Here is a 16,965-nt window from a genome sequence, read left to right as displayed (position 1 = left end):
ACCTCAACAAATGAAAGGATGATGGTCGAAATGCCTACGATCGTCGATTATCAGTTTAGAGAAGCGGCTGCAAACACCTTCTCCCTCCCGTTTCCCCTGACCAGCGGAACGGAGGCCAGCCTTACAACGATCAATTTGACCGCCACGAGCGCAACGGATCGCTTGTTCTTCTCGGCTACGGTCGGTTGGCTCCCTGAGCTTCTGTTGCTCACACCGGTTCTCCCCACCTTGACCGTTCGCATTCGCCAAGGCGGTTCGGCACCGAATAACCCGGTCATCTTTGAAACCACCGATAGCACCTCGCTCGGTACCGGCAGCTTGATTCCGCTTCTGTCCGCTCCGATCACGACTTCCATCCATCACACGAATGTAGCAGGTTCTGCCGGGTCTCAATCGTACTTTTTGACGGTCGAGCTCGAAGGGATTGGCTCCGCCTCTGTGTCGGGACCGGTTCATCTGAGCGGGATGTCGATCAGCCTCTAATCCCATCGTTGCATTCATCGTGGCATTCGTCGTGCCGCCTGTACCGGTTATCCATATAGTATGGTAACGCCTGCGATAACCGGCGCAATAGGAACGAGGTGGCCACCCTGAAAGTATTGCTTGCTTGTTACTGGCCGCTCCCCCATCTTGGGGGAGTTTGGCCCTATATGCTGCAGTTGAAGCAGCAACTGGAGTACCGTGGGCACACGGTTGATATTTTCGGCAATGGGCCCGACATCCCCAAGTATCACATGGTAAATCAGAACCGCGGATTGTTGAAGGATCACATTCTGCCGTTCCTCAAAGTCAAGTTGAACAACCGATCTTATCCGGGGATCAACTCCAACTCCTGGCTGCACACTGTTGAATTGGACCGCTACTGCATGGAACTATCCGCCGCTTATTTCGGCCTCGACTCGTACGACGTTATCCATTCCCAGGATGTCATTTCAACCTTGGCCATGAGCCGGGTGAAGGGGAAACACACCGGACTCGTAGCCAGCATTCATGGTTCACTTGCCCGGGAAGTCCTGTATGCAGTGGAGAAAGACAACCTGGAGGGATCTGTTCGCGCTAAGATTTCAAGATACTACCGGACGCTTGAGCATTATGGCGCAGTAAGCAGCGATATCACCATCACCTCTACCGAATGGATGCGCAACTTGCTGATCCAGGATTTTCAGGTTCCTGCTGAACAGGTTGTTTCGTTTCCCTACGGCCTGGATACGGATACGTTCTACCAAATTCAAGCCTTGGGAACGGAACGGACTCGCCCGCCGGGGAAGAAAGTGATCATCTGTCCTGCCCGCCTCGTATCCATTAAGGGGATTAACTTCTTGATCGATGCTTTGGCACGCTTGAAAAGGGTTCGAAGCGATTGGGTTTGCTGGATTGTGGGGGATGGAGATCTTCGCAAGCCTCTTCAAGAACAGGCGAAGGCGCTTGGACTCACCCAGGATGTCCTCTTCCTCGGGCAACGGAAAGATGTGCCGGCTTTGTTGACCCAAGCAGACATCTTCGCCCACCCGAGCCTACAGGACAACCAGCCGTTTTCGGTTATGGAGGCCCAATTGGCTGGTCTTCCGTGCGTTGTCTCTAACGCCGGCGGCTTGCCCGAGGCTGTTCTTCATAATGTGAACGGGCTGGTGTCTCCCGTTGGGGACGTCGCGACCTTAAGCGACCATCTCCACTTCCTGCTGGCGAATGACGAATCGCGGCAGCGGCTCGGACAGCACGCTGCGGAGTGGGCCAAGGAGCACTGGTCCCTTGCCACGATGACGGATCGGATGGTTCAGCAATACGAGGCGGCCTGGAATAAAGCGGTTTGGAGGATGTCCCATGCGTAAAATAATCGGGGATTTGTATAATCGTCTGTTTCAGGTTCAAGCATCGAGTCCAGGCGCAGTAATTGACTACGACGTTTGGAATCGAATTAATGAGGCTTTACCGGAGGATTACATTCTGCCGGACCCGCGGACTGCAGCCGAGCTGCTGAAGCCTTAACCTTCTATTGGAGAACAAGAGGAGAAGGAAGCCGCTTCCTTCTCCTCCCCTTTACCCTTCTACAGTAGCAGACAACCGCACGGGCCCTAGAATGAGTGCCCGCTCATCATAGGAACGCGCCCGAAGGCTGTAGAAGACGCTGCCCTCCGTGTGGCAAGGCCCTTCATACTCCAACGGGGTTTCCGTCACAACGAAACAGTTGGCATCCAGTTCAGCCAGCAAGACAGGAGGATGCTCATCCCGACACAGGAACAAATCGAGCTGACCGATGTCTCGGCCGGAAGGCCTCCCCCACTTAACGGATGCCTCCAAGGTTAAGTGGTCCTCATGAGAATGAGCGGGAACCTCAACCGAGGTCAACAGAATCAGCAAGTCTCCCGCTAAGAGGGGAAGGCTGTGAGAGCCTGGGACGGCTTCTTTTGCAGTATGAAATTTGATCATTACAGGTATTCCCTCGCTTCGGGCTCCATAGCAAAATGCTGATTGGTATAGGAGCGGATAATCTTCCCTCTCCGCTTCGCATAAACGAAGATGCGCAATTGATCCCCTGTCGTTCGGTTGGTCGTGATCTGAAGCCGGAAGGGTCGACCGCGTGTCGGCATTTCTTTTAACCGGATCGAGCTTGTGGGGAAGCCAGCCGGAATCCGCCATAAGACTTGTGTTACTTTTTTCCCGTAGATGAAGCCCTCCAGAAGTAACTCAAAGCTTTTCTCACCCTGATTCATCACTTCAACCCGAATGGATTGGATCCCTCCCGGCTTCACTTTGCCGGCTCGGTCTGCCTTAAAATGATAAATGGACATAGTTTCCCTCCTGCAATGAACTCTTCGATTCTGCATTTCATGGAAGAAAGGAGTAATTCTCGTGCGAATGGCTGAGCTACAAGGAGAATACGATGCTGTGTTCAGCCTTGGATGGAACTGCCTGGTTTCCATTCAGTTGGAGAACAACGGTCTTCGAACCTTCTCCGGTGTAATCGATTGGATGCGGAGCGATAAGCTGTCAGATGTCAATCGATTGCTTGAAAAACGGTTTGCCGATTTCATGCTGCTGCGGAACTTAAAAATTCGTGGGCCTGATGGTTCAGGGAAAAACTACATGGTTGAGGACGAGCTTTACCGGATCATCTCGGTTCATGATTTGCCGATGCGGTTGAACCCAGGCGGAAACCTGTTGTCATATAACGATTTCCAAGCCAAGCTGCAGCGCCGAATTCATCGGTTCTTTTATAAGGCGGCAACCGGCTCCCGTCTTTTGTTTACTCGCCTGGAGGGAACTTACGAGGAAGCCCTGCGCCTTAAGGAGATCTTGAGCGGAATGGTCGCAGGTGACTTCTCCATCTTGCTCATTCGCGAGTCCGCGTGTACTTCCTTGATCGATTGCGACTGGCCGGATCCGGGGATTTGCTGTGTGCAGATGCCTTCTCATGACATATGGAATTACGAAACAAACCCGTACTGGAAACAATTGTTTCAGGGGATTACTATTAAATCCGATTAGGGCCTTAACAAGAAACCAGCCGTTTGCAGCGTTTCCCGCAGCCCCTGTTCCACGGAGAACTTCGGTTGATGCAACAGGATCTGCGTGAGCTTGGAATTGGCTAAACAGCTGTGGCGGATATCGCCGGCCTTGCCAGGGGCATACTGAATGGGCAAGGCCGTCTTTGTTTCTTCCAGCAGCTTCTCGGCGAGGACGCGAATCCGCGTTGTTTTGCCTGTGCTGGCGTTGATCGTTTCGCCATCTCCTCGTTCACCGGCAGCAAGATTCGCCGAGACGATATCCTTCACATAGATGAAGTCACGCGTTTGTTCCCCATCGCCAAAAATCGTGAGCGGCTCACCTTTGGCCAGTTTCTCCAGGAAAATGGCGACGACTCCCCCTTCTCCCTTCGGAGTTTGTCCCGGACCATAGACATTCCCGTATCGAAGGATGGTATACCGTGTGCCGTACAGAGCATGGTGAAGTCGAATGTATTCCTCCGCCGTACGTTTGGACAGCCCATAGAAGGAGACGGATTCGAGGGAATCGTCTTCCCCAATGAGATCCTTCTGCAGCATGCCATAGACTGCCGAAGTGGAAGCAAAGACCAGCTTGCCTGCTCCGGCTTTCCTCAGTCCCTCCAGTACCTGCAGGGTTCCCAAGACGTTAACCGAGCAATCCGCAAGCGGATTTTGGATCGAGCGCTGAACATCCGCCTGCGCGGCCAGATGATACACGACATCGGGAGCCAGCTCGGCGATCTTATCTCTTGCCGCCGCCGATGCAACATCAAGCTGGATCAAATCCGCCTCTGGCGGAACAGAGGAAGCCTTTCCGCTGGATAGGTCATCCATAACCGAAACCTGGAGTCCTTGCTCGACAAGAGCTCGGGTCAGGTGAGAGCCGATAAAGCCGGCTCCGCCGGTGACCACAACATGTTTCATCCCCATTCATTGCCCCTTCGCTGTTTTTGCTAGTTTACGCGCGAAGGGTGAAATGTGGCACTGACCCGAAGGCGAATGAAACGAAAACAAGCGCTTCGCCTATTCCGCAAATGCGGAAAGGCGAAGCGCTTGAACGGAATGATCTTCTTTTACTTAATGATCCGAGTTCCTTGGATGAACTTCTTGTTCCAGCTGCCGGTGGACAGGTCGCTGATGACAACATCGTATTTCGGGCTCAGGTTGTGGATGAACTTGCCGTTGCCGATGTAGATGCCGACATGGCCGATCTTGCCAGGCGTGCTGACGCTGAAGTGAACGAGGTCACCCGGTTTCAGGTTCGAAATTTTGGTGATCTTCGTACCCGATTTCGTTTGAGCGTTAGCTCCCCACGGAATCTTGATACCGACCTTCTTAAAGACGAACTGCGTGAAGGACGAGCAGTCAAAGATCAGCTTGCTCTCATTGCGGACCGAATATTGATATTGCACCTTCCCTTGATAGGACTTTGCAATGGAAATTGCTTTACTAGCGGTTGTGCTAGAAGTGGCCGTAGCCGCCTCTGCCACTGGAGCCGTCATCATAGAGCCGGCGCCGAAGGCGAGGCTGGTCGCAAGAAACAAGGCAGCAAATTTTTTCGAGTTGTTCAATGTTCCTCTCTCCTTTCGGTGTCTGGCATCAGACTAACAGGGATTCTGGGCGTTTGGAACCGGGAATCCCTGCCAACCGAAAGCAGGAAATGTTGAAAACTCGATGAAAGCAAGGCGGCGTAAGGGGTTTCACGCCTCCGTAATCTTCCATGGGAAATCTATCTGCCCCGCATAAAAGCTTGAAAACATGCAAAGCCTCTATTCTTCGTAGTCAAATCGGCAGTCTTCCAGCTTGACGATTTTTGTCTTCTTCGTGAACTTATACCCGAGCCAGAAAGCAAGGAAGATCGGAAGTCCAATATACGAAGCAATCAACAGCTGCCAGTCCACCCCGTCTGAGGAGATGGCGGACAAGCTCTGTCCGACGATGACCACCAGGCACAGCGCAAAAGCGAACAGCGGCCCGAACGGGTACCATCTGGCTTTGTACGGCAGATCGTCCAAAGACTTTCCTTGGGCTACATAAGCTTTACGGAAGCGATAATGACTGACGGCGATGCCGAGCCAGGCAATGAAGCCCGTCATGCCGGAGGCGTTCAAAAGCCAGAGATAGACCACGCCGTCGCCAAAGAAGGATGCGAGGAACGCGAGCAGGCCGAAGGCTGCCGTGATCAACAGGGCGTAGATCGGGATGCCTCGTTTGTTAAGCTTGGTCAGGAACTTGGGCGCCTTCTTCTCCTTGGCCAACACCCAGAGCATGCGCGTGGAGGCGTACATGCCCGAGTTGCCGGCGGATAATACGGAGGTCAGGATGATGGCATTCATGACCGATGCGGCGAAAGCAAGCCCGGCTTTCTCGAACAGGATCGTGAACGGACTCATCTGCACCGCATCGCTGGCGAGGTTTTCGTTGGTATACGGAATGAGCATGGCGATGATGAAGATGGCCAAGAGGTAGAACAGCAGGATGCGCCAGAAGATCGAGCGCACGGCGCGAGGAATGCTCTTGCGAGGGTCCTCGCTCTCTCCGGCTGCGATCCCGACCAGTTCGGTCCCCTGGAACGAGAAGCCGGCTGCCATAAACACGCCAAGGGCCGCAAGGAAGCCGCCGTGGAAGGGGGCGTCTCCAATGGTAAAGTTGGTGAAGCCCACAGCTTCTCCTCCAAGAATGCCGAAGATCATCAGAATGCCGACGATAATGAAGACGATGACCGTGACGATCTTGATCGTAGCGAACCAATATTCGGATTCTCCGTAGCCTTTGACGGAGAGCATATTCAATCCAACCATGAGCACGAGGAACAGGCCGCTCCAGACGTAGGAGGAGCTGTTCGGAAGCCAAAACTTCATAATAAGCGTAGCAGCGGATAGTTCGGCAGCGATTGTGATCGCCCAGTTGTACCAATAGTTCCAGCCGATGGCAAAACCGAAGGCCGGATCGACAAATCGATCGGCATAGGTGCTGAAGGCGCCGGAGACGGGCATGTAGGTGGCCATCTCTCCGAGGCTGGTCACGAGGAAATAGACCATGATGCCGATAATCCCATAGGCGAGCAGAGCTCCTCCCGGTCCGGCCGAGTGAATGGCGCCTCCGCTGGCAAGGAAGAGGCCGGTCCCGATGGCGCCCCCCAGGGAGATCATCGTCATGTGCCGGGATTTGAGTCCCCGCCGGAGGCGGTTCTCATCGGCTGAGCCTGCATGTGCGGGCTGGGGATGCTGCGAAGATGGGTGTTGCGTTTGAGTTGACTTGCTCACTTGCAATAACACTCCTTTTGTTGGTGGGTCTTGGTACGACCGCGCCAGCAACCGGAAGGGCATTAAGCGGTAAACACAGAAAAACCGCAGGAAGCGAGGTTCTCGTTCCGCGGTTAGGCATATTCATCCCACATCCGCATCAATAGACCTTCCATGAAGATAGCACAACACATGGAGAGCTTGGATGGAGCCCCATGTGACAGTTCCGTTCCTTGTCGGAAACGGCCCCAGCACAGCCAGCCTGAGCGCTGTCTGCACTTCGGCGATTTTTCCTTTCCTCCGGTTTCACAGGCGGTTCAGCGCCTCCACCGGTCTACTCCTAAAAATCGCGACCTCTACCCCATCAGTCTGTGATGAGGGGTTTGTTCAATTGTCGTCCGTTCCTCATTATAGTGGACAAGTGACCTTCTGGCAATCTATAATCAAACTGAACATTGTTTTGAACGTTGTTCAATTCTTTAGAAGACTATAGGAGGTGAAACTTTGCAGAAGTCAATCGAAGTCAAGGAAAAGCTCATCTCTGCGACCATGGAACTCTTGGAGGCTAGTTCCGGCCATCCGGATGCGGTAACCACACGTGCGATAGCGGAAAAGGCCGGAGTCGGAGTCGGATTGATCAATTATCATTTTCGCAGCAAAGAGCTGTTGATTCAGGAATGCGTTCAACGGGTGATCGAGCAAGTGGTCTCCCGCTTTAAACCCAAGCAGACGCAGTATGAAAGCGACCAGGAGCGTTTGACGGATTGGGCCGCTCAGGTGTTTGACTTCTTGACTGAGAATCGTGCGATTTCCCGGATTTCGATCCTCGGGGACATGCAGGAGTATTCCATCCAAAGCAACAGCGTGAAAACCCAGCAGGGATTGAGCTATGCCATTCGCGAAACGTTGCCGGATAGTGAGAAGCAGTGGCTATCCTTTCTTCTCGTCTCCGTCATGCAGGTCGCATTCCTCGGCAGCGATGCTTGTCGTGAACGATTGGGCTATGATTTCACCAAACCGGAGGATCGCAGAGCGTTTCTATCCAGACTGGTTTCGACGTTGATTCCTTCGAATCCCTAGAGAGGAGCTTTTCCATGAACCATAAGATTGGGAGCATCGGGTCGGGTTTGAATGCGTTCGCCGTTTTCACTTTTGCACTGTCCATGCTGGTTGAATCTCCATTCTGGAGTTACCTGACAAGCTTGGTCATTGCCCTTACCTTCATCCTGATGGCGAGCGCGTTTGCTCATTATGGTAAAGAGAATACCCGTGTTGCTGGACTTTGCGCTTTAGCCTTTGGTTCGATGTATGCCCTGTGCAATTTGATCGTTTATTTCACCCAGCTGTCGACCGTTCAAAACAGTCCGCTCTCTCCGGAAGCCCTTTCCCTGTTGGACTTCCAACAATTCGGCCTTATGTTTCATTGGGATATGCTCGGCTACGCCTTGATGTCCTTCTCAACATTCTTTATGGGGTTAACGATTAACGCCCTTACTGGAACAGATCGATGGCTGAAAGGGCTGCTGCTCGTACATGGTTTCTTTGCTGTGAGCTGTCTGATCACTCCGATGACAAGTGCTTTTCAGCCGGATAACGCAAGCACGAGTGACCTCGGGGTCTATATTTTAATGTTTTGGTGTGTTTATTTTATCCCGATCGGAATCTTGTCCATGCTTCATTTCGGGAAAAAGAAAGATTGAGAACCCCGATGATCAAGGTCGCCTTTTGCACGGAGCCCCTCCCGGATCAAATGGATTTCTTGCTCCAGCTTTCCTCCAGCTTGTCGAGCAGTCCTTCCATCCATCGATTATTCTCAGCAACATAATCCCGCTGCGCCAGAATTTGCTCTGGTGTCTGCACGTAACCTCGTCCATTCAATTCCCCGGCAAAATGCTGAACGTATCCTTCCAGCAGCTCTTCGGTATTCTCAAGATGGAATTGCAGGCCAATGACATGATCTCGGTACTGGAAGGCTTGGTTGCGGCAGACGGGGCTGGATGCGAGCACCTTCGCTTCGGGCGGAAGGGTGCTGAACGTGTCGTAATGCCAGTGAAAAACGGTTGAGCTCTCGGGAAAATGAGCGAATAACGGGCTTGTCCTCGCCTCCTCCGACCAAGTAACGGGCCACCAGCCAATTTCGGGCTGGTCATTCGCCGTTACCTTCCCGCCGATCACGTCGGTCAGGAGCTGGGCACCCAGGCAGATCCCCAACACCAGCTTGTGCTCTTCGATGGCGGAACGCAAAAATGCCTTTTCGGCCGCCAGCCACGGAAATTGATCCTCTTCGTAAATGTTCATCGAACCGCCCATGACAATCAGCCAATCGAGATCCTCCACCTGCGGAAGAGGCTCCCCGGCAAAAAAGCGGGTCTGGGTTACATTGTGCCCCTTCTTCTTAGCCCACCCCAGGATGTGTCCTGGGTTCTCCAGCGCGATATGTTGCAGATAATGCAGCCTCATGGTTCGTCTTCTCTCCTCTTTTCATTTCCTTCCATCATACTTCGCACAAGGGGACTCGACAATTGTTTCCGATTGCTGTTTTCAAGTTTGTCAAGATTCACGGGAGGAAAGGTTACATCTGGAAGACGGAATCACTCGGCCCCAGTTCTATCGTAACGTTTTCATCTTTCCGATGAAAAAAGCCCCCTTCCCTCGAGGCCCGCGGATATTATCCGCATCCGAAGCCGGGCTTCGGGTTTGCGTTTCGAGGAGAAGAAGGCTCTTGCTCAAATTCATGAGATGGTACCCGTTACTTGCGTTTGGGCAACTGCTTGACATATTCGTCGGACAGTTTCATCCATTCGAGGATGTACTCATAATCGCTCTTATACTGACTGAAGTCTTCGACCTTCTCATGCGTCTTGAGCGAATAAGCAGTCCCATCGTCAAAGCCGGTGCCTGGAACAAACAAAATGTCATCGTTGTAGAACGATCCGGTCGGAAGATAGTAACGCATGCCGATTACATTTCGGTCTGTGTTGAGTAGATCACGTCCAAAGGGAATGAACTGATCCTCTACCCAGGAGAGCCCCAGCAGATTGGCAACGGTCGGCAGGATATCAACTTGGCCGCCTGTACGTTCCACCTGTTTACCCTCTTGGCCCGGGGCATGGACGATAAGCGGAATGTTGAACCGGCTGATCTGCGAATGGTAGTTGATACCCAGCTTGGCAGATACCTCTTCGGGGTCGTTATCCTTCGGCTGGAGACCGAAGTGGTCCCCGTACAGGACGAGCACGGTCTTGTCCCAAAGCCCCTTGTCCTTCAATCCTTGAATGAGCGTCCCCAGTGCTTTATCCGTATAATGGATGGCTTGAAGGTAATGGCCGAGCTGCGTGCCCTCGAGGGATTCCGGCAGCTTCAGCTCTTGCTTGTCCTCCGGGATTTCAAAAGGATGGTGGCTGGATAGGGAAACAAATTGAGCGTAGAACGGTTTATTCTGATCGGCAGCCTCCTGGATTTTCTCCAGGCCGACTCGGTACAGCTCTTCGTCGGATGCTCCGAAGTTGTTGAAATGATCGTTCGTGAAAGCGGGCTTGTCGTAGTACGTGTCAAACCCGAGGGCTGGGTACAGCTTGTCGCGGTCCCAGAAGGTGACTTCGTTCGGATGGAGGGTCATCGTCGTATAGCCTTGAGCTTTTAACAGCTTGGGCAGAGACGGCAAATCCCGGTCCGAATACCCTTTGGACATGGCAATGGCGGCTGTCGGGTAGATGGACGTGTTGGATGTAAATTCGGCATCCGATGTGTTGCCCTGACCGATCTGCTGGAACACTTGCGGGAAGTAGAAGCTCTCCCCCGCCAGGCTGTTCATGACAGGCGTAATCTCTTGTCCGTCCACCTTCAGCCCGATTACGAAGTTTTGAGTTGCCTCCAACTGGACGACGATCAGATTCTTTCCTTTTTCACTGCCAAAATAAGCAGGAGTTGCCCCCGACATTGTCGAAAAGGTGCCCGGACGGGTAATGGCAGTCGAGCGTTCCGCTGCCTTCATGGCCGCTGGAATATCCTTCATGGCAATGGCCGGCTTTTCGTTCTCCGCAACATCCTTCCAGAGGATGGACGCCTGGTAATTGGCAAAGCCCACCTGTTCAGCCCGCTTCAATTCGTTGGCCGTCCCGGCCGATGCCCGCAGGACGAATACCGAGGTCAGGAGTGAAACAACGAGAAGGGATATGGCCGCCAGATAAGGAAGCCGAAAAGGACCGCGTTGCGGTTCAAAGCTGTACGACCACGTGTTTCGTCTCGTTCGACCCCGACGGAATAGCCAGACCGCAGCCATGACCACAAGATCCACAAAGTAAAGTCCTTCGACAGGCGTAATGAGCGATTTCACCGAGTTTTTCACAGCCGGAAGCTGGCCCACCTCAAACAAGGTGGTGTACGTCGCGACCGAGCCGAAGTATCGGAAATAGACCGTTGCGCCGAGCAGGGCTAGCGTGGCAAGCAGCCAGTAGAGTCCGTATAGAACGCGGCGGGTTCGCCGGAATGGAATGAGCTCGATCAGACTGGCAATCAAGAGAATGCTCATCAGGTCAATCAGAAGGCCTAGCGGTGAAAAATTGGAGAATACCGTGATGCGGAACAGTTGAGCCTTGAGTAAAATGAGCAGCGTTACGATGAAAAAGGGGCTTTTGCGTATGAGCCGTGTGAGTTCAGACACGACACTCCCCCTCCTTTGACTAGTAGATTTAAAGAAATGTGCTCGAAAATGTGATATAGTAAACTATCGTTCGAACACATAAACAAAATTGTAGCAAAATTATACACCGGTCGCTAGCGAATGTTAAAAATTTATAAATATCGTCACGACCGTTTTTAGGAGGAACGATTGATGCCTTCCAAAGCGGCCCTAGCTTTCGTCTTGTTTTTGGTTTTTACGGTCTTGTCCGCATTTGTAATTCAAAGCTATTGGAGTCCGGGGAAGCGCCAGGTTGTTCCCGCTTCCGCTGCCCCCACGATCCGGAAGGATGATGAGCCAGCCCTTGGCCCGAGCTCCGGGACGTTTGTTTCCCCTTCAGCCTCTCCGCAAAACGGAGCATACGATACCGTTGACCTGGCCAAGCTCCCGAAGAAGGCGCAAATCGATGTTCCCATCGTTTCGCAGCTTCCCGAGCTGTTCAACGGCTGTGAAATCACGAGCCTGACCATGATCATGCTGTATGCCGGCTTGAAGACGGACAAGATGGAGATGACGACCCTCCTGGATACGGACCCGGCCAAGCTGGTTTGGGACGGAGCGGGAAATATCGTCTCCTGGGGGAATCCCCACAAAGGCTTTGTTGGCGACATTACCGGAAAAGCCAAAGGCTTTGGCGTATACCATGAGCCGATTGCAGCTGTCATTGATAAAATTGCACCGGGACAATCCCTGGACCTCACGGGGAAGCCGTTTGAAGTCGTTCTGGATCAAGTAGCAGCCGGGAAACCGGTCTTGCTCTGGACGAACGGCTCCTTCGGTCCTCTCCCCAGTTCAAGCTGGGTCAGCTGGAAGACCAAAGAAGGACCGGTGAAGGTTACCTGGAGGGAACATGCTGTCGTTCTCACCGGGTATGATGAAACCTCCCTATACGTCAACGATCCGCTTGACGGCACGAAGAACAAGAAGATCGACCGGAAGCTCTTCATTCAGTCGTGGGAGCAGATGGGCAAGCAATCCGTTACGTACCGTTAAGTTGCCCATGAATCAAAAAAAACGCAAGGACACCCTGTTGCAGCGGTGTTCTTGCGTTCTTTTTCTTCCCTCGATCTTACAGGCTTGCCGCTTCAACAGCAGCTTCCGAAGTGCCATTCCCTGCTACCGCGAGTACATTGCGGGCGATCCATACGCCTGCTGCTCCCGCTTGAGCGAGGCCGCGCGTGATGCCTGCGCCGTCTCCCCCGCAATAAAGACCGCCAATTTCCGATTCGAAGGTGTCCTTCAGCTTTGGACGCGCCGAATAGAACTTCGCTTCCACGCCATAGAATAAGGTGTGTTCGGATGCGATCCCCGGCGTTACCTTTTCCAACGCCTGCATCATTTCGATCAAGCTCTTCATCGTATTATAAGGTAGGACGAGACCGAGGTCGCCTGGAACGGCTTCGGGAAGCGTAGGCTCCAGGAAACCCTCCTTGATCCGATCGGCGGTCGAACGCCGGCTTTTGAGGATGTCTCCGTACTTCTGAACGATGACTCCGCCGTTCGAAAGATCATTCGCCCGCTTGCAGATTTCCCGTGCGTATTCATTGGGCTTGTCGAACGGCTCGGTGAACGTATGCGAGACGAGCAGAGCAAAGTTCGTGTTAGCCGAGCCAAGCGCCGGGTCCTTGAAGGAGTGCCCGTTCGCCGCCATGATACCCGAGTGATTCTCGACGACGACATGACCGGACGGGTTGCTGCAGAAGGTTCGAACGCGGGTCCCCACCGACGTGTTGAAGATGAACTTCCCTTCGTAGAGATGCTCGTTAATCTCGCGCATCACCACGTCCGACGTCTCGACGCGAACGCCAACGTCCACCTGATTGTTGTACATGTGCAGGCGGCGTTTCTTGAGGATCTGCGTCAGCCAGGCGCTTCCGTCGCGGCCCGGTGCGATCATGACGGCTTTTGCCGCGAGGCTCTCTCCGTTCTTCAGCTTCACACCCGTTATCCGATGCACGCCGTCTTCCTTCACGGTCTCGATGTCCTCAACCTCTGTTTTGAAGCGCATCTCCACCTTTTCCTGCAGATAGGCAAAGATGGATTTAAGGATCAACAGGTTTTCCTCGGTCCCCAGGTGGCGAACCTCAGCACGCAGGAGCTTAAGTCCCGCTGCATACCCGCGCTGCTCAATGTTCCGTACCGCTTCTGTGCCGGGATCGGTGAGCGCTGGCGTTGCGCCATGGGCCAGGTTGATCTCGTCGACATAACGGATCAGCTCCTTCACCTTCGACGGAGCGAGGTAATCCGTCATCCAGCCGCCGAACTCGGTTGTGATGTTAAATTTGCCGTCACTGTAAGCCCCCGCTCCCCCGAAGCCGCTCGTAATCGAGCAGGCCGGCAGGCATCCGGCAAATTCCTTGCGGCCGGCAGGCGGCGGACAAAGCTGAATCTTTTCCTGCAAAATCGGGCAATTGCGTCTATGGATATCATGGCCTTTGTCGATGAGGAGCACCTTGGCCCCCGGAGCCTTCAAGGTCATTTCGTAACAAGCAAAGATTCCGGCAGGACCGGCGCCAACCACGATCAGATCATAAGTGTTCACTTCGATCATCCTCTCATTCTTCTGTAGCGCATAGTAGGGTCAATGGAAGACAACAAAAAACCCAGCTCGCGGCTGACACTTGTTCGTGTTCAGTACCGCAGAGTAGGCTGGGAATGGGAGTTTCGTGTTCATCTCTCTCTTCCCTAGTCACTATAAACGAACGATGGAGCGTTGTCAACCATGATCGTTCGGATTTGGCGACAGAATTCGATTCAGATGTCCTGAACATCGACTCCAGTCATTTGCTTTGGCACCTGATCCGAATCGAGGTATAATTGGGAAAAAGAACATGTCCAACCGAAAGGAAGCGCGGAGTTATGCCCTTAATGGAAGTTACGATTGTCCCCGTTGGTACCGAATCCCCTAGTGTCAGTCACTACGTAGCAGATGTTCATCGGCTGTTGGAGAGTGCTCCCGAGCCGATCAAATTCCAGCTCACCCCGATGAGCACCATTCTGGAAGGAAGTCTGGAGGATCTGTTCGCCGTCGTCCGGCGGATGCACGAGGTCCCTTTTGCAAGCGGCGCTCTCCGGGTGAATACCTCGATCCGCATTGATGAACGTAGAGACAAGGCATCGACCATGGAATCGAAGCTGGCCTCTGTTCGTGAGAAGCTTGAGGAATTGTGAACTTGCGAGGAGATAATTCATGAACTTGGTACAAGTGAAGGTTGAAAAAGACGTGAAAATAGCAAAATACATCTCACTGATCAGAAAGTTTGATCCCACTCTTTCCGTGGGTCAAATAAAGAGCAGTATAGAAAATAATCTATATGTTGTAGGCTTTGATTTGCATTATTTTGATGTTCTAGAAGATATTCAAGGAATGGATAGAAAATCAGTGTTTCGAGGCCTTATCGCTGATTTAATGGCGGAGGGTGCACAGCTTTCCATCTATTCGAATGACGAACTATGGACATTGGAGCATCTGGATAATCGGTTACATACCCTGAGGGAAATTAGTGATCAAACGGAACGGGATATGGATTTGGAGTCAGATGACGAATAGGCTAGAGCATCTAGAGCGATTCATTTCATCAAAGAGTTAGCATGGACATCGTTCTGCGCAAAAAATAGACGTGTTTGGGGTGATCGTCCTATCCGATCTATCCAAACACGTCTTTGTTTTGAATCAATGGGGGCACAAATGAAAATCAGTCCCCTAGGTCAAACGATCACGCTAGGGTATGAGCCATTTACACCGTTGCGACCGGTTCCAGGGCTCCAGCACCCAGGCGGATGCGTTCGCTGAACTCTTCACCGAGCTTCTCTGAGGTAGGAACTCTCGGAAGCCCGGGCATCGTCATGATATCTCCGGTCAAGGCGACGATGAAGCCTGCTCCTGCCGATAGCCGAACCTCGCGGATGGTGACCTTGAAGCCTTCGGGACGGCCAAGCAGCTTCGGATTATCCGACAGGGAGTATTGGGTCTTCGCCATGCAGACGGGCAGATCGCCGAAGCCGATCTCTGCAAATTTCTTGAGCGCCCGCTCAGCAGCCGGTGCGAAGACGGCGTCCGCTCCTCCGTATATTTCCCGAACGATACGGCCGATCTTTTCCTTCGCCGGAAGCTCTCGCTCATAAAGATATTGGAAGCGGCTGGTGCCGGCTTCCGCCAGCTTCACCAGCTTGCGGGCGAGGGCTTCTCCGCCTGCTCCGCCCTTCGCCCATACCTGCGACAGCTCAGCTTCTACTCCGGCTTCGACGCAAAGCTTGCGCAGCTCAGCCAACTCCGCCTCGGTGTCGCTTTGGAATTGGTTCACCGCCACGAGGACGGGAACGCCGAACTTGCGAACGTTCTCAATGTGCTTCTCCAGGTTGCGGAAGCCTTTGCGGAGCGCATCCAGGTTCTCCTCCTGCAGAGCGTCTTTGGCAACTCCTCCGTTGTACTTGAGCGCCTTGACGGTTGCCACAATGACGGCAGCCGACGGAGTGAAGTTGCCGGAGCGGCACTTGATATCAAAGAACTTCTCCGCGCCCAGGTCGGCTCCGAAGCCTGCTTCGGTCACGACATAGTCCGCTGTCTTCAAGGCAAGTCTTGTCGCGGCCACCGAGCTGCAACCGTGCGCGATGTTTGCAAAAGGCCCACCATGCACAAACGCCGGACATCCGTCGAGGGTCTGCACGAGGTTTGGCTTGATCGCATCCTTCAACAGGAGAGCCATCGCACCGTCTGCCTTCAACTCGGACGCGGTTACCGGTCGGCCGTCATAAGTGTACGCAACGATCATCTGACCGAGACGCTTCTCCAGATCCGCAAGGTCCAGGCTGAGGCACAGAATCGCCATGATTTCAGATGCAACCGTGATGACGAAGCCGTCCTCGCGTGTCTGGCCGTTGCCTTCCCCAAGACCGATCACAATATTCCGCAGTGCGCGGTCATTCATATCAACGGCACGCTTCCAAACGATCTTATTCGGGTTGATCCCGAGGCCATTGCCATAATGAATATGATTGTCGATCATAGCGGCAAGCAGGTTATTCGCTGCGGTAATGGCATGCATGTCCCCAGTAAAATGAAGATTGATGTCCTCCGCGGGAACAATCTGCGCCATACCGCTTCCGGTTGCCCCGCCCTTCATGCCCATGCAAGGACCGAGGGACGGCTCACGGAGTGCAGCCGCTGCCTTCACTCCGATATGGTTCAAAGCCTGCGTGAGGCCGATGGTGGTCAGCGTTTTGCCTTCCCCTGCCGGTGTCGGATTCATAGCCGTTACCAGAATTAGCTTGCCGCTCGGGTTGTCCTTCACCCGCTCCCAAACCTCAGGGGCGATCTTTGCCTTGTATTTGCCGTAGAGCTCCAAATCGTCTTCCTGCAATCCAAGCTTGGCCGCAGCCACCTTAATCGGGTTCATCAGTCTGTTCACCGCTCCTATGGATGATCTTTCCGTCCATTATAGTAACCCCTCCCGCAAAACGCAATAACATTCCCCGCTCTCCGGGTCCTTCGTTTGCTGTTCGGCAACCGTTCGGCGGATGGGTTCCATTGGCTCCCGACCCGTTCATTCGTTAT

Annotated in this window: 18 protein-coding genes and 1 riboswitch; of the genes, 9 read left to right on the top strand and 9 right to left on the bottom strand. The window is 53.3% G+C overall.

Going from position 1 to position 16,965, the window contains the following annotated elements; translation table 11 throughout:
- Positions 1-30 precede the first annotated feature (30 nt).
- The 3 genes from AAFN83_RS05010 (at position 31) to AAFN83_RS05000 (ending at position 1,986) form a co-directional block, all read left to right on the top strand.
- The gene (locus tag AAFN83_RS05010) at positions 31-483 is read left to right on the top strand and encodes a hypothetical protein (RefSeq protein WP_347767585.1); all 453 of its coding nucleotides are present in this window, start codon (positions 31-33) and stop codon (positions 481-483) included.
- A 98-nt stretch (positions 484-581) separates the two neighbouring features.
- On the top strand, positions 582-1,829 hold the full coding sequence (locus AAFN83_RS05005) for a glycosyltransferase family 4 protein (protein WP_347767584.1): 1,248 nt from the start codon (positions 582-584) through the stop codon (positions 1,827-1,829).
- Positions 1,822-1,986: a hypothetical protein gene (locus tag AAFN83_RS05000; protein ID WP_347767583.1), complete on the top strand. Its 165-nt coding sequence runs from the start codon at positions 1,822-1,824 to the stop codon at positions 1,984-1,986. The genes AAFN83_RS05005 and AAFN83_RS05000 overlap by 8 nt, the downstream gene beginning before the upstream one ends.
- Positions 1,987-2,037: 51 nt before the next feature.
- On the opposite strand, the gene AAFN83_RS04995 is transcribed toward AAFN83_RS05000, so the two are convergent.
- A complete protein-coding gene (locus tag AAFN83_RS04995; protein WP_347767582.1) occupies positions 2,038-2,427 on the bottom strand; it encodes a hypothetical protein in 390 nt (129 codons plus the stop codon).
- Complete coding sequence (locus AAFN83_RS04990) at positions 2,427-2,789, bottom strand: hypothetical protein (protein WP_347767581.1); 363 nt, start codon at positions 2,787-2,789, stop codon at positions 2,427-2,429. Before AAFN83_RS04990 ends, AAFN83_RS04995 begins: the two co-directional genes overlap by 1 nt.
- A gap of 67 nt (positions 2,790-2,856) precedes the next feature.
- On the opposite strand from AAFN83_RS04990, the gene AAFN83_RS04985 reads away from it, so the two are divergent.
- Entirely contained in the window at positions 2,857-3,486 is a 630-nt protein-coding gene (locus AAFN83_RS04985; RefSeq protein WP_347767579.1) for a DUF1796 family putative cysteine peptidase, read from the top strand.
- Here AAFN83_RS04985 and AAFN83_RS04980 read toward each other — a convergent pair.
- The 3 genes from AAFN83_RS04980 to AAFN83_RS04970 all read right to left on the bottom strand — a co-directional run bounded on the left by AAFN83_RS04980 (position 3,483) and on the right by AAFN83_RS04970 (position 6,643).
- Positions 3,483-4,409 carry an NAD-dependent epimerase/dehydratase family protein gene (locus tag AAFN83_RS04980; protein ID WP_347767578.1) on the bottom strand — a complete coding sequence of 309 codons (927 nt, stop codon included), beginning with the start codon at positions 4,407-4,409 and terminating at the stop codon, positions 3,483-3,485. The two genes, AAFN83_RS04985 and AAFN83_RS04980, sit on opposite strands and share 4 nt — an antisense overlap.
- A gap of 149 nt (positions 4,410-4,558) precedes the next feature.
- Positions 4,559-5,056, bottom strand: coding sequence for a C40 family peptidase (locus tag AAFN83_RS04975; RefSeq protein ID WP_347767576.1), 498 nt, complete (start codon positions 5,054-5,056; stop codon positions 4,559-4,561).
- A 198-nt stretch (positions 5,057-5,254) separates the two neighbouring features.
- Entirely contained in the window at positions 5,255-6,643 is a 1,389-nt protein-coding gene (locus AAFN83_RS04970) for an amino acid permease (RefSeq protein WP_347768248.1), read from the bottom strand.
- A gap of 260 nt (positions 6,644-6,903) precedes the next feature.
- Positions 6,904-7,097: riboswitch (Lysine riboswitch) on the bottom strand.
- A 137-nt stretch (positions 7,098-7,234) separates the two neighbouring features.
- Between AAFN83_RS04970 and AAFN83_RS04965 the strand changes: the two genes are divergently transcribed.
- Positions 7,235-7,810, top strand: coding sequence for a TetR/AcrR family transcriptional regulator (locus AAFN83_RS04965; RefSeq protein WP_347767575.1), 576 nt, complete (start codon positions 7,235-7,237; stop codon positions 7,808-7,810).
- Between the two features lie 14 nt (positions 7,811-7,824).
- On the top strand, positions 7,825-8,430 hold the full coding sequence (locus AAFN83_RS04960) for a hypothetical protein (protein WP_347767574.1): 606 nt from the start codon (positions 7,825-7,827) through the stop codon (positions 8,428-8,430).
- Between the two features lie 46 nt (positions 8,431-8,476).
- Here AAFN83_RS04960 and AAFN83_RS04955 read toward each other — a convergent pair whose 3' ends face one another.
- Together AAFN83_RS04955 and AAFN83_RS04950 are read right to left on the bottom strand one after the other, a co-directional pair.
- Positions 8,477-9,190, bottom strand: coding sequence for a type 1 glutamine amidotransferase (locus tag AAFN83_RS04955; protein ID WP_347767573.1), 714 nt, complete (start codon positions 9,188-9,190; stop codon positions 8,477-8,479).
- A 289-nt stretch (positions 9,191-9,479) separates the two neighbouring features.
- A complete protein-coding gene (locus tag AAFN83_RS04950; protein WP_347767572.1) occupies positions 9,480-11,393 on the bottom strand; it encodes an LTA synthase family protein in 1,914 nt (637 codons plus the stop codon).
- Positions 11,394-11,564: 171 nt separating this feature from the next.
- On the opposite strand from AAFN83_RS04950, the gene AAFN83_RS04945 reads away from it, so the two are divergent.
- Positions 11,565-12,404 (top strand): C39 family peptidase, encoded by an 840-nt coding sequence (locus AAFN83_RS04945; RefSeq protein ID WP_347767570.1) that lies wholly within the window; start codon positions 11,565-11,567, stop codon positions 12,402-12,404.
- Positions 12,405-12,480: 76 nt separating this feature from the next.
- Here AAFN83_RS04945 and AAFN83_RS04940 read toward each other — a convergent pair whose 3' ends face one another.
- Positions 12,481-13,953: an NAD(P)/FAD-dependent oxidoreductase gene (locus tag AAFN83_RS04940; RefSeq protein WP_347768247.1), complete on the bottom strand. Its 1,473-nt coding sequence runs from the start codon at positions 13,951-13,953 to the stop codon at positions 12,481-12,483.
- 317 nt (positions 13,954-14,270) lie between these two features.
- Between AAFN83_RS04940 and AAFN83_RS04935 the strand changes: the two genes are divergently transcribed.
- Positions 14,271-14,582 carry an MTH1187 family thiamine-binding protein gene (locus tag AAFN83_RS04935; protein WP_347767569.1) on the top strand — a complete coding sequence of 104 codons (312 nt, stop codon included), beginning with the start codon at positions 14,271-14,273 and terminating at the stop codon, positions 14,580-14,582.
- 19 nt (positions 14,583-14,601) lie between these two features.
- Complete coding sequence (locus tag AAFN83_RS04930; protein WP_347767568.1) at positions 14,602-14,961, top strand: hypothetical protein; 360 nt, start codon at positions 14,602-14,604, stop codon at positions 14,959-14,961.
- Positions 14,962-15,148: 187 nt separating this feature from the next.
- On the opposite strand, the gene AAFN83_RS04925 is transcribed toward AAFN83_RS04930, so the two are convergent.
- Positions 15,149-16,807, bottom strand: coding sequence for a formate--tetrahydrofolate ligase (locus AAFN83_RS04925; protein WP_347767566.1), 1,659 nt, complete (start codon positions 16,805-16,807; stop codon positions 15,149-15,151).
- Positions 16,808-16,965 lie beyond the last annotated feature (158 nt).

Source organism: Gorillibacterium sp. CAU 1737 (assembly GCF_039888655.1).
GTDB lineage: Bacteria > Bacillota > Bacilli > Paenibacillales > NBRC-103111 > Gorillibacterium.
The sequence above is the reverse complement of the archived record's forward strand: the minus strand, read 5'-3'. Positions and strand labels throughout refer to the sequence as shown.

Coding starts and splice junctions, on each gene's coding strand:
- AAFN83_RS05010 (WP_347767585.1), top strand. CDS start 31: ATGCCTACGATCGTCGATTATCAGTTTAGAGAAGCGGCTGCAAACACC.
- AAFN83_RS05000 (WP_347767583.1), top strand. CDS start 1,822: ATGCGTAAAATAATCGGGGATTTGTATAATCGTCTGTTTCAGGTTCAA.
- AAFN83_RS04995 (WP_347767582.1), bottom strand. CDS start 2,427: ATGATCAAATTTCATACTGCAAAAGAAGCCGTCCCAGGCTCTCACAGC.
- AAFN83_RS04990 (WP_347767581.1), bottom strand. CDS start 2,789: ATGTCCATTTATCATTTTAAGGCAGACCGAGCCGGCAAAGTGAAGCCG.
- AAFN83_RS04985 (WP_347767579.1), top strand. CDS start 2,857: ATGGCTGAGCTACAAGGAGAATACGATGCTGTGTTCAGCCTTGGATGG.
- AAFN83_RS04980 (WP_347767578.1), bottom strand. CDS start 4,409: ATGAAACATGTTGTGGTCACCGGCGGAGCCGGCTTTATCGGCTCTCAC.
- AAFN83_RS04970 (WP_347768248.1), bottom strand. CDS start 6,643: ATGACGATGATCTCCCTGGGGGGCGCCATCGGGACCGGCCTCTTCCTT.
- AAFN83_RS04960 (WP_347767574.1), top strand. CDS start 7,825: ATGAACCATAAGATTGGGAGCATCGGGTCGGGTTTGAATGCGTTCGCC.
- AAFN83_RS04955 (WP_347767573.1), bottom strand. CDS start 9,190: ATGAGGCTGCATTATCTGCAACATATCGCGCTGGAGAACCCAGGACAC.
- AAFN83_RS04945 (WP_347767570.1), top strand. CDS start 11,565: ATGCCTTCCAAAGCGGCCCTAGCTTTCGTCTTGTTTTTGGTTTTTACG.
- AAFN83_RS04935 (WP_347767569.1), top strand. CDS start 14,271: ATGCCCTTAATGGAAGTTACGATTGTCCCCGTTGGTACCGAATCCCCT.
- AAFN83_RS04930 (WP_347767568.1), top strand. CDS start 14,602: ATGAACTTGGTACAAGTGAAGGTTGAAAAAGACGTGAAAATAGCAAAA.
- AAFN83_RS04925 (WP_347767566.1), bottom strand. CDS start 16,807: ATGAACCCGATTAAGGTGGCTGCGGCCAAGCTTGGATTGCAGGAAGAC.